The organism is Kitasatospora sp. NPDC093102, assembly GCF_040683915.1.
Taxonomy (GTDB): Bacteria; Actinomycetota; Actinomycetes; order Streptomycetales; family Streptomycetaceae; genus Kitasatospora.
This window is the reverse complement of sequence record NZ_JBFBFA010000088.1, coordinates 1-11,087: the sequence shown is the minus strand read 5'-3', so window position 1 is coordinate 11,087 and position 11,087 is coordinate 1. Positions and strand designations below refer to the sequence as shown.

9 protein-coding genes and 1 rRNA gene are annotated in these 11,087 nt (G+C 72.2%); 5 read left to right on the top strand and 5 right to left on the bottom strand.

The window, feature by feature from the left end; translation table 11 throughout:
• The coding region (locus AB0O11_RS38305) for a DAK2 domain-containing protein (protein WP_363396949.1) at positions 1–252 on the top strand (252 nt) is incomplete at its 5' end.
• Positions 253–313: 61 nt separating this feature from the next.
• Here the strand turns inward: AB0O11_RS38305 and AB0O11_RS38300 are convergent.
• Positions 314–1,498, bottom strand: coding sequence for a PP2C family protein-serine/threonine phosphatase (locus tag AB0O11_RS38300; RefSeq protein WP_363396946.1), 1,185 nt, complete (start codon positions 1,496–1,498; stop codon positions 314–316).
• A gap of 179 nt (positions 1,499–1,677) precedes the next feature.
• Here AB0O11_RS38300 and AB0O11_RS38295 point away from each other — a divergent pair, with 179 nt between their 5' ends.
• Positions 1,678–1,896: a heavy-metal-associated domain-containing protein gene (locus tag AB0O11_RS38295; RefSeq protein WP_363396943.1), complete on the top strand. Its 219-nt coding sequence runs from the start codon at positions 1,678–1,680 to the stop codon at positions 1,894–1,896.
• 72 nt (positions 1,897–1,968) lie between these two features.
• Positions 1,969–4,290 (top strand): heavy metal translocating P-type ATPase, encoded by a 2,322-nt coding sequence (locus tag AB0O11_RS38290; RefSeq protein WP_363396940.1) that lies wholly within the window; start codon positions 1,969–1,971, stop codon positions 4,288–4,290.
• A 78-nt stretch (positions 4,291–4,368) separates the two neighbouring features.
• On the opposite strand, the gene AB0O11_RS38285 is transcribed toward AB0O11_RS38290, so the two are convergent.
• From AB0O11_RS38285 to AB0O11_RS38275, 3 genes are all read right to left on the bottom strand, one after another.
• Complete coding sequence (locus tag AB0O11_RS38285) at positions 4,369–5,088, bottom strand: SDR family oxidoreductase (protein ID WP_363396937.1); 720 nt, start codon at positions 5,086–5,088, stop codon at positions 4,369–4,371.
• A gap of 559 nt (positions 5,089–5,647) precedes the next feature.
• A complete protein-coding gene (locus AB0O11_RS38280; RefSeq protein WP_224282239.1) occupies positions 5,648–6,937 on the bottom strand; it encodes a citrate synthase in 1,290 nt (429 codons plus the stop codon).
• A gap of 226 nt (positions 6,938–7,163) precedes the next feature.
• The gene (locus AB0O11_RS38275) at positions 7,164–9,401 is read right to left on the bottom strand and encodes an ATP-dependent RecD-like DNA helicase (RefSeq protein WP_363396934.1); all 2,238 of its coding nucleotides are present in this window, start codon (positions 9,399–9,401) and stop codon (positions 7,164–7,166) included.
• A 193-nt stretch (positions 9,402–9,594) separates the two neighbouring features.
• Between AB0O11_RS38275 and AB0O11_RS38270 the strand changes: the two genes are divergently transcribed.
• Both AB0O11_RS38270 and AB0O11_RS38265 read left to right on the top strand, forming a co-directional pair.
• Complete coding sequence (locus tag AB0O11_RS38270; protein WP_363396932.1) at positions 9,595–10,386, top strand: VOC family protein; 792 nt, start codon at positions 9,595–9,597, stop codon at positions 10,384–10,386.
• A gap of 100 nt (positions 10,387–10,486) precedes the next feature.
• Complete coding sequence (locus tag AB0O11_RS38265; RefSeq protein ID WP_363396929.1) at positions 10,487–10,948, top strand: GNAT family N-acetyltransferase; 462 nt, start codon at positions 10,487–10,489, stop codon at positions 10,946–10,948.
• Positions 10,949–11,011: 63 nt separating this feature from the next.
• Here the strand turns inward: AB0O11_RS38265 and rrf are convergent.
• A 5S ribosomal RNA gene (gene rrf, locus AB0O11_RS38260) occupies positions 11,012–11,087 on the bottom strand; the annotation flags it as partial.

Genomic DNA, 11,087 nt, shown 5'->3' with positions numbered 1-11,087 from the left:
TACACTTTTTCCCTACACCACGCTCTCCGGATCTCCGCCTCCCGCCCCGGGGCCGCCACGGGGGCCGCCCCCCCCGGGGGGGCGGCCGCGGCCGCCGACGCCGCCGAACAGGGTGCCCGCGACACCGTCCCCCTCCAGGCCCGCAAGGGCCGCGCCTCCTACCTCGGCGAACGCAGCATCGGCCACCAGGACCCGGGCGCCACCTCCACCGCCCTGGTCTTCCGCACCCTCGCGGAGGTCACCGCCGCCTGAGCCTCCCCGCGCAGTTCCCCAGGCCCTCATCCCCTCCCCGCGCAGCCCCCCCCGGGCCCCGTCAGGGGCGCGAGGGGGCGTCCGTCCGTGCGATCAGCAGCAACAGCGCGTCGTCCCGCAGCTCCCCGCCCGTGTGCGCCAGCAGGTCCGCGTACACCCGCCCCACCGCCGCCTCCAGCTCCCCCTCCGAGCGCGCAGCTCCCCGCACCAGCGGCCCGACCCGCTCCGCCAGCGGGTAGAACTCCCCGCTCTTGCGGTGCCGCGCCTCGATCACCCCGTCCGTGCAGAGCACCAGCACGTCCTCCGCCCCGAACGGCTGCCCCCAGGTGGTCGGCTCCCCCGCCGCCAGCCGGCCGAGCCCCAGCGGCACCCACGGGTCGGGCGCGTGCAGCACGTGCGCCCGCCCCTCGCCGTCCACCCGGATCGGCGGCACATGCCCGTACTGCAGCAGCTCCATCACCCCCGGCGTACGGAACTCCGCGAACAGCGCCGTGGTGAACTCCCCGTCCGGCACGTGCCGTTCGACGCTGGCCTCGATCCGCGCCGCGACGCCCCGCAGCCCGGCCTCGTCGTACGCCGCCTCGCGGAACGCGCCCAGCACCACCGCCGCGGTCTGCACCGCCGCCAGTCCCTTGCCCCGGACGTCCCCGACTGCGACCCTGACACCGTGCGGCGTCTCCAGCACCGAGTACAGGTCCCCGCCGATCCGTGAGGCGTCCGCCGCCGACACGTACCGCACGGCGAGCCGCAGCGGCCCGACGGTCGGCCCCGGCAGCTGCAACAGCGCCCGCTGGGCGGCCTCGGCGACGGAGCTGACGGCCGCGAAGGCCGCCGCGCGCCGCATCCGGATCTTGGCGACCCAGGCCGAGAACAGCGTCAGGACGACGTAGCTGATCATCGCCCCGTACAGGAAGCGGACGTCGTTGATGGTGGCGGCCCGGTCGTAGTGGCTGAGCCCGAACACCGCGAGCAACCCGAGCGAGCAGACCAGGAGCAGCTCGCCGGGCTTCAGGGTCAGCGCCGCGATGGTGGGCACCACGGTCATCAACGGGGCCAGGTAGCGGTCCTTGCCGGAGAGGAAGTCCGCGAGCGCGACCAGCAGGACGGCGGCCAGCGCCGGGGTGGCGCGCCGCCAGAACGGCACGTCCTGGAGGTCGGCGGCGAGCAGGGCGCCGCGCTGCCGGTCCTGCGGCAGTCCGGCTGCCGTGGGAGTCGAGGGAGACTGGGCGCGGCGGAGCGGAAACACATATCGAACATAAGGGACGATCACGACAAAAGCCCGGCCAGCCCTGAGCCCGTGCGCCGCCGGGCGACCCACCCCACCACCCCCGGAAATACCCTAGAGGGGTATGGTGTCAGGAGAGTCGTTGACAGCGCCGCACCCGGGCGAACGCCCGGGCCGCCCTGACCTCCCGGAGGCCTCCGATGTCCAGCACCATCACCTACACCGTGTCCGGCATGACCTGCGGCCACTGCGAGAAGGCCGTCAACGAGGAGGTCTCCGCCCTGGCCGGGGTCACCGAGGTCACCGCCGACGCCAACGCCGGTACCGTGACGATCTCCTCCACCGCCCCGCTGGACGAGGAGCAGGTGCGCGCCGCGGTCGACGAGGCCGGCTACGAGCTGATCGGCCGCAGCGCCTGAACCACCCGGGGGCGGCGGCGGGGGCCTCCGCAGCATCCCCCGCCGTCCACCTGCACCAAGGAGCTGATCCGCATGAGCACGTCCGCCCCGGACCTCGGGGCCCGGGACCGGGTCGAGCTGTCGATCGGCGGGATGACCTGCGCCTCCTGCGCGGCCCGGATCGAGAAGAAGCTCAACCGGATGGACGGCGTCGAGGCCACCGTCAACTTCGCCACCGAGAAGGCCCGGGTCGACTTCGGCCCCGGCACCACGGTGGAGGACCTGATCGCCACCGTCGAGCGCACCGGCTACACCGCCGAGCTCCCCCCGCCGCCGGTGCCCGCCGCCCCCGAACCGGCCGCCGGCGCCCCGGCCCCCGACCGGCCGGCCGCCGACCCCCAACGGGAGCGGCTGCTGATCAGCGCCGTCCTCAGCGTCCCGGTGGTCCTGCTGTCGATGGTCCCGGCCCTCCAGTTCACCAACTGGCAGTGGCTGGCCTTCGCGCTCACCGGCCCGGTCGTGGTCCACGGCGGCCTGCCCTTCCACCGCGCCGCCTGGACCAACCTGCGGCACGGCGCCGCCACCATGGACACCCTGGTCTCGCTCGGCACCCTGGCCGCCTTCGGCTGGTCCTGCTGGGCGCTGTTCGGGGGCCACGCCGGCATGCCCGGGATGCACCACGACTTCTCGCTGTCCATCGGCGACACCGACGCCTCCGCCACGCTCTACCTGGAGACCGCCGCCGCCGTCACCGTGTTGATCCTGCTCGGCCGCTACCTGGAGGCGCGCTCCAAGCGCCGGGCCGGCGCCGCGCTGCACGCCCTGCTCGATCTCGGCGCCAAGGACGTCGCCGTCCTCCAGTACGAGGGGGGCGGGCGCGAGGCGTCCTCGGACGGGGGTGGCGGTGGACGACGGGTCTGGCGCGAGGTACGGCTGCCGGTGGACCGGCTGACGGTCGGCACCCGCTTCGTGGTCCGCCCCGGCGAGAAGGTCGCCACCGACGGCGTGGTGGTCGAGGGAGCCTCGGCGGTGGACGCCTCGATGCTCACCGGCGAGTCCGTCCCGGCCGAGGTCACCGTCGGCGACGCCGTCACCGGCGCCACCGTCAACGCGGGCGGACGCCTGGTGGTCGAGGCCACCCGGGTCGGCGCCGACACCCAGCTCTCCCGGATGGCCAAGCTGGTCGAGGAGGCCCAGAACGGCAAGGCCGCGGCCCAGCGGCTGGCCGACCGGATCTCCGCGGTCTTCGTCCCGGCCGTCATCCTGATCGCCCTGGCCACCCTGGTGGTATGGCTGCTGGTCACCGACAGCCCCACCGAGGCGTTCACCGCCGCCGTCGCCGTGCTGATCATCGCCTGCCCGTGCGCCCTGGGCCTGGCCACCCCGACCGCGCTGATGGTCGGCACCGGCCGGGGCGCCCAGCTCGGCATCCTGATCAAGGGTCCCGAGGTCCTGGAGACCACCCGCACGGTGGACACCGTCGTCCTCGACAAGACCGGTACCGTCACCACCGGCCGGATGGCCCTGGTCGCCGTGCACACCCCGGAGGGCGTGGACGAGGCCGAGGCGCTGCGCCTGGCCGGCGCCGTCGAGCACGCCTCCGAGCACCCGATCGCCCGGGCGATCGCCGAGGCCGCCGCCGGGGCCGGCGAACTGCCCGCCGTCGCGGACTTCCACAGCGTGCCCGGACGGGGCGTGCAGGGGGTCGTGGCGGGCCGCACGGTGGTCGCCGGGAGCGTGGCACTGCTGGCCGACCGCGCGCAGCACCTGCCGCCCTCCCTGGCCCGCGCCAGGGCCGCCGCCGAGGCGGCCGGCCGCACCGCGATCGCGGTCGGCTGGGACGGTGAGGCCCGGGCCCTGCTGGAGGTCGCCGACGCGGTCAGGCCGACCAGCGCCGAGGCCGTCGGCAGGCTGCGCGCGCTGGGCCTGACCCCGGTCCTGCTGACCGGTGACAACCGGACGGTGGCCGAGGCCGTGGCGGCCGAGGTCGGCATCGCACCGGAACACGTGATCGCCGAGGTGCTCCCCGAGGACAAGGTCGCCACCGTCAAGCGGCTGCAGGCCGAGGGCAGGGTCGTCGCGATGGTCGGCGACGGCGTCAACGACGCGGCCGCACTCGCCCAGGCCGACCTGGGCCTGGCGATGGGCACCGGCACCGACGCCGCCATCGAGGCCGGCGACCTCACGCTGGTCCGCGGCGACCTCCGCTCGGCGGCCGACGCCATCCGGCTCTCCCGACGCACCCTGGGCACCATCAAGGGCAACCTGTTCTGGGCCTTCGGCTACAACGTGGCGGCGGTCCCGCTGGCCGCCGCCGGCCTGCTCAACCCGATGATCGCGGGGGCCGCGATGGCCTTCTCCTCGGTCTTCGTGGTCACCAACAGCCTCCGGCTGCGCCGCTTCCAGCCCGACTGAGCCCGGATGCGTGAGGGCCCCGGACCGGTACCGCGGTACCGGTCCGGGGCCCTCACGCGAACAGGGCGTTCCGGGGCCTCAACGCCCCAGCAGCTCGCCGCCGTTGCAGTGCAGGATCTCGCCGGTGATGAAGCCGGCCTCGGGCGAGGCCAGGAAGTGCACCGCCGCGGCGACCTCTCCGGTCTCGCCGATCCGCCCGAGCAGGGTGCGGGCGGCCCGGCGGGCGACCTCGGCCTCGTCCAGCCGCGGCCCGAAGAACTCGGTGCCCGCGACCGTACCCGGCGCGACGATGTTGGCGGTGATGCCCGAGGTGCCCAACTGGGCGGCCAGGAAGTGGTTCCAGGCGTGCAGCGAGGCCTTCGCCGCACCGTACGAACCGGCCCCGCGCAGGGCGGCGATGGAGCTGATGGTGACCACCCGGCCGGAGCCCGGGGTGAGCCGGTCGCGGACCGACTCCGTGAGCAGCACCACGGTCAGCACGTTGCGCTCGAAGTCGCCGCGCCAGCGCGCCAGCAGGGCGTGCGGCCCGCCGCCGACCACGGTCTCCCGGCTGCCGGCGTTGTTGACCAGGACGTCGATCCGCTCGGGCAGGTCGGCGAGCGCGGCCTCGACGGCGTCCGGATCGGCGAGGTCGCACACCAGCGGGGTGACGTTCGGCCCGAGGCCGGCCGCGGCCTTCTCCAGGACCTCCCGGCGGCGGCCCACGATCACCACGTGGTCGCCGGCCTCGACGAACCGACGCGCGACTTCGTACCCGATTCCCGTGCCACCGCCGGTGACGACGACGTTCCTGGCCATCTGCCCACTCCCTCCCCAGTCCCGCCGTCGCGCTGCGAATGTGCGCGAGGTCCGTACCGGAATGCCACGATTCCTATCACGCTCGGTTGCCGTGACTGCGGGGAGGGTGACGTCCCGCGCGAGTGAACGTGTGATATGGGCGCGGTACGACGCGCACACGGAGCGTGGCGAGAGGCAGCTCACACCCCCCGGGCGTAACTTCTCGCACCCTGATACGTCTTAGGTTGGTAGTGCGGCAGTTTTTCCGATGGGCGGGGACACGCTGAACGGCAACGTGTTCCCGCGCTTCCACCGGGCTGTCGCCGACGGGGCTCCGGCGGGCCCCGGGAACGGTCGTCGGTCTCGACGGCCGTCGCGCACGACGCCGGGGTTCCGGCGGGCCAGGGACGCTTTGAGCGGCCGTCCCCGGTTGCGGCCGGCCCCGGAGTCGTGCGCCGTTCGGTTCCGTCCCCGCGCGGGCCCTCGGGCACGCCACCGGGGCGCGAAGGGGCCCGGCCGCTCGGACAGCGGCCGGGCCCCTCTCAGCTTCCGTGCGGGCCGGCGATCGGCTCCACTCCGGTCAGCGGGCGTCCAGCGGCACGTAGTCGCGGATCGCGGTGCCGGTGTAGATCTGGCGCGGACGGCCGATCCGGCTGGTCGGGTCGTTGATCATCTCGTGCCAGTGGGCGATCCAGCCCGGCAGCCGGCCGAGCGCGAACAGCACCGTGAACATGCTGGTCGGGAAGCCCATGGCGCGGTAGATCAGGCCGGTGTAGAAGTCCACGTTCGGGTACAGCTTGCGCGAGATGAAGAAGTCGTCCTTGAGGGCGTGCTCCTCCAGCTTGAGCGCGATGTCCAGCAGCTCGTCGCTCTTGCCGAGCTGGCCGAGGACCTCGTGCGCGAGCAGCTTGACCTGGGCGGCACGCGGGTCGAAGGCCTTGTAGACCCGGTGGCCGAAGCCCATCAGCTTGACGCCGGCTTCCTTGTTCTTCACCTTCGTGATGAAGGAGTCGACGTCGCCGCCGTCCTTCTGGATGCTCTCCAGCATCTCCAGCACGGCCTGGTTGGCGCCGCCGTGCAGCGGGCCCCACAGGGCCGAGATGCCGGCCGAGATCGAGGCGAACAGGTTGGCGTGGCTGGAGCCGACCAGGCGCACGGTGGAGGTCGAGCAGTTCTGCTCGTGGTCCGCGTGCAGGATGAGCAGCTTGTCCAGCGCGTTGACGACGACCGGGTTGAGCTCGTAGTCCTCGGCGGGGACGGCGAAGGTCATCCGCAGGAGGTTCTCGACGTAGCTCAGGTCGTTGCGCGGGTAGACGAAGGGCTGGCCCATCGCCTTCTTGTACGCGTACGCCGCGATCGTCGGCAGCTTCGCCAGCAGGCGGACGGTCGACAGGTGGCGCTGGGCCGCGTCGAACGGGTTGTGGCTCTCCGGGTAGAACGTGGACAGCGCGCCGACGACCGAGGACAGCATGGCCATCGGGTGGGCGTCCCGCGGGAAGCCCTGGAAGAAGCGCTTGACGTCCTCGTGCAGCAGGGTGTGCTGGGTGATCTCGCGGTTGAACTCCGCCAGCTGGTCCGCGTTCGGCAGCTCGCCGTTGATCAGGAGGTACGCGGTCTCGATGAAGCCGCCCTCGGAGGCAAGCTGCTCGATCGGGTAGCCGCGGTACCGCAGGATGCCGTTGTCGCCGTCCACGAAGGTGATCGCGGACTTGTACGCGGCGGTGTTACCGAAGCCGTTGTCCAGGGTGACCAGGCCGGTCTGCGGGAGCAGCTTCGAGATGTCGAAGCCGGAGTTGCCCGCAGTGCTCTCGACGACGGGGTACTCGTACTCGCCGTCCTGGTACCGCAGTACTACCGAGTTGTCGCTCACGTCTTCCTCACCGACGAAATGAATCCTCTTCCAAGGTGCCCTGACTGTCTCTACCATCCCCCATCCGGAGGACAGTCGCGCACCCGGGGTGGCCCGAAAGGGCCCGCCCCTACAAAACCTGCCGCCGCAGCCGGTACGAACCGGACAAGATCGGCACCCACCCTAGGCTCTGCCGTAAATCTCTTCACGTCAAGAGAACATTAGAGGCAACCATCCCGTTGGATAATCATCCAGCTGTCAGCCGATGGTCGAGCGCGGTGTGCCTCCGACCTGCGCTGACGGCCCGGACGGCCTGCCCGATCGCCCTGCGTGACCCCACCAGCACGACGAGTTTCCGAGCCCTGGTCACAGCGGTGTAGAGCAGGTTCCGCTGGAGCATCGTCCAAGCGGACATGGTGACCGGAATCACCACCACCGGGTACTCGCTGCCCTGCGAGCGGTGGATCGTCACCGCGTACGCATGGGCCAGCTCGTCCAGTTCGTCGAAGTCGTACGCCACCTCCTCGTCCTCGTCGGTGAGCACCGTCAGCCGCTGGTCGTCCGCGCTGAGGGCGGTCACCACTCCCACTGTGCCGTTGAAGACGCCGTTCCGCCCCTTGTCGTAGTTGTTGCGGACCTGGGTGACCTTGTCCCCCACCCTGAACGTGCGGCCGCCGAACCGGCGTTCGGCCAGCCCCTCCCGGGCCGGCGTCACCGCCGCCTGGAGCAGGGTGTTCAGGTTCCCGGCGCCGGCCGGGCCGCGGTGCATCGGCGCCAGCACCTGCACGTCCCGGCGCGGGTCGAAGCCGAACTTCTGCGGGATCCGGCGTGCCACCACGTCCACCGTCAGCCCGGCCGCCCGCTCCGCGTCGTCCTCGGCGAACAGGAAGAAGTCCGCCAGCCCCTCCGTCAGCGGCGGCCTGCCCTCGTTGATCCGGTGCGCGTTGGTCACCACGCCGGACTGCTGCGCCTGCCGGAAGATCCTGGTCAGCCGCACCGACGGGATCGGCCCGCCCTCGGCCAGCAGGTCCCGCAGCACCTCCCCGGCACCCACCGAGGGCAGCTGGTCCACGTCCCCCACGAACAGCAGGTGAGCGCCCATCGGCACTGCCTTGACCAGCTTGTTCGCCAGGATCAGGTCCAGCATCGAGGCCTCGTCGACCACCACCAGGTCCGCGTCCAGCGGCCGGTCCCGGTCGTACGCGGCGTCCCCGCCCGGCTTCAGCTCCAGCAACCGGTGCACCGTCGAGGCCTCCACCCCGGTCAGCTCCGCCAGCCGCTTCGCCGCCCGGCCGGTCGGCGCCGCCAGCACCACCTTCGCCCGCTTCGCCAGCGCCAGCGTCACGATCGACTTCACCGTGAACGACTTGCCGCAGCCCGGACCGCCCGTCAGCACCGCGACCTTCTCGGTCAACGCCAGCCGCACCGACTGCTCCTGCTCCGGCGCCAGCTCGGCCCCGGTCCGCTTCGCCAGCCAGTCCAGCGCCACCGGCCAGTCCACGTTCCCGAACCACGGCATCCGGTCCTCGTCCGACCGCAGCAGCCGCACCAGCTGGTTGGCCAGCGAGATCTCCGCCCGGTGGAACGGCACCAGGTACACCGCGGTGACCGGCTCGCCGCCCTCCCCGGGGACCGCCTCGCGCACCACCCCCTCGGCCGCCACCAGCTCCGCCAGGCAGTCGATCACCAGCCCGACGTCCACCTGGAGCAGCTTCACGCCGTCCGCGATCAGCCGCTCCTCCGGCAGGAAGCAGTGCCCCTGGTCGGTGCTCTGCGACAGCGCGTACTGCAGGCCGGCCTTCACCCGCTCCGGGCTGTCGTGCGGAATGCCCACCGCCTGGGCGATCCGGTCCGCCGTCAGGAAGCCGATGCCCCACACGTCCGAGGCCAGCCGGTACGGCTCGTTCTTCACCACCCCGATCGAGGCGTCGCCGTACTGCTTGTAGATTCGCACAGCCAGCGAGGTGGACACCCCGACTCCTTGCAGGAAGACCATCACCTCCTTGATGGCCTTCTGCTCCTCCCAGGCCGCCGCGATCTTCTTCGTCCGCTTCGGCCCCAGCCCCGGCACCTCGATCAGCCGACCCGGCTCGTTCTCGATCACCTCCAGGGTGTCCACCCCGAAGTGCTCCACGATCCGCTCGGCGAACCGCGGCCCGATCCCCTTGACCAGCCCCGAGCCCAGGTACCGCTGGATCCCCTGGACCGTGGCGGGCAGCACCGTGGTGTAGTTCTCCACCGTGAACTGCCGCCCGTACTGCGGGTGCGAGCCCCACCGCCCGTGGAGCCGCAGCGATTCGCCGACCTGCGCCCCGAGCAGCGCGCCCACCACCGTCAGCAGGTCGTTCGCGCCCCGGCCGGTGTCCACCCGGGCCACCGTGTAGCCGGTCTCCTCGTTGGCGTAGGTGATCCGCTCCAGCACGCCCTCGACCTGCGCCAGCTGGCGCGGCACCTGCTGCCCGGACTGCGCCGCCTGCTTGCTCACCGGACCCCCTTCGACCGGTACGGGTGGATCGCTTCCGCTACGCACCGTACCGCCCCGCCCCGACAACCCCGTCGTTCCGATCCCGCAGCTCCTGCCGTGCACCGCCCCGGCCGAGGTGCCAGGCTGGGAGGAACCGAGGGGGGCCCGATGTCGACCGCGCCCGTCCGGGCCCCGTCCTAGGAGCAGTGCCGCCATGCTCAACACCGACTTCCGCCCCGGTTCCCCGGACTGGCTCGACCTGAGCAGCCCCGACACCCGGGCGTCCGTCGACTTCTACACCGCGCTGTTCGGCTGGACCTTCGACTCGGCCGGTCCCGAGGCCGGCGGCTACGGCTTCTTCCAGCTCGACGGCCGGACCGTCGCCGCTCTCGGCCCGCTCACCGACGAGAGCGTCCCTCCCGGCTGGACGCTCTACTTCGCCACCGAGGACGCCGACCGCACCACCGCCTTGGTCGAACAGTCCGGCGGCCGCGTCCGGTTCGCCCCCTTCGACGTCTTCACCGCGGGCCGGATGGCCGGCTACACGGACCCGACCGGCGCCGACTTCGCGGTCTGGCAGCCGCACGACACCCGGGGCCTGGACCTCGTCACCGAGGAGGGCAGCCTCTGCTGGGCCGAGTGCTACAGCGTCGACGCCGAGCGGGCCAAGACCTTCTACCGCGCCGTCTTCGGCTGGCAGGAGCAGGACGTCCCGCTCGGCGAGGTGATGTACACCGTCCTCACCCCGTCCGGCGGCGGCACCGACGACGCCCACGGCGGCATCATGCAGCTCGGCCCCGAGCACACCGCGCGAGGCACCAGCTCGCACTGGCTCCCCTACTTCGAGGTCCCCAACACCGACGCCAGCATCGCCATCGCCGGCACCCTCGGCGCGACCGTCCGGATCCCGGCCATGGACGTGCACGGCGTCGGCCGCCTGGCCCAGCTGGTCGACCCGCTCGGCGCCGTCTTCGCCGTCATCACCAGTGCCCGGCCGGGGGAGTGACGCCGGGTGGGGTCCTGCGGCCCTTCTGAAGGGCCGCGAAGGGGTGCTACGGGCGTAGACAGGGTGTGGCGGCGGACCAGGGTGCTTCTAGTCTCTGATCATGACTGAAACGGCTGTTCTGACGATCCGGCGGGCCACCGCCGAGGACCTGCCGGCGATCGTGGCCATGCTGGCCGACGACCCGCTGGGCGTCACCCGCGAGAGCCCCGACGACCTCACCCCCTACCGCGCCGCCTTCGCCCGCATCGACGGCGACCCGCACCAGCACCTGATCGTCGCCGACCGGGCCGGCCGCACGGTCGGCACCCTGCAACTCACCGTCGTCCCGGGCCTCTCCCGAGCCGGCGCCACCCGCACGATCATCGAGGGCGTCCGCATCCACGCCGACGAACGCGGCGGCGGACTGGGCACCGAACTGATCCGGTGGGCCGTCGAACGCTCCCGCGAACTCGGCGCCGACCTCGTCCAGCTCACCTCCGACGCGACCCGCACGGACGCCCACCGCTTCTACGAGCGGCTCGGGTTCACGGCCTCACACGTCGGATTCAAGCTCAAACTCTGACCCCGCTCCGGAAACGCAAAGAACCCCCATCCGGGACCCGGATGGGGGTTCTTCTGAAGAATTGTTCGGCGGCGTCCTACTCTCCCACAGGGTCCCCCCTGCAGTACCATCGGCGCTGTAAGGCTTAGCTTCCGGGTTC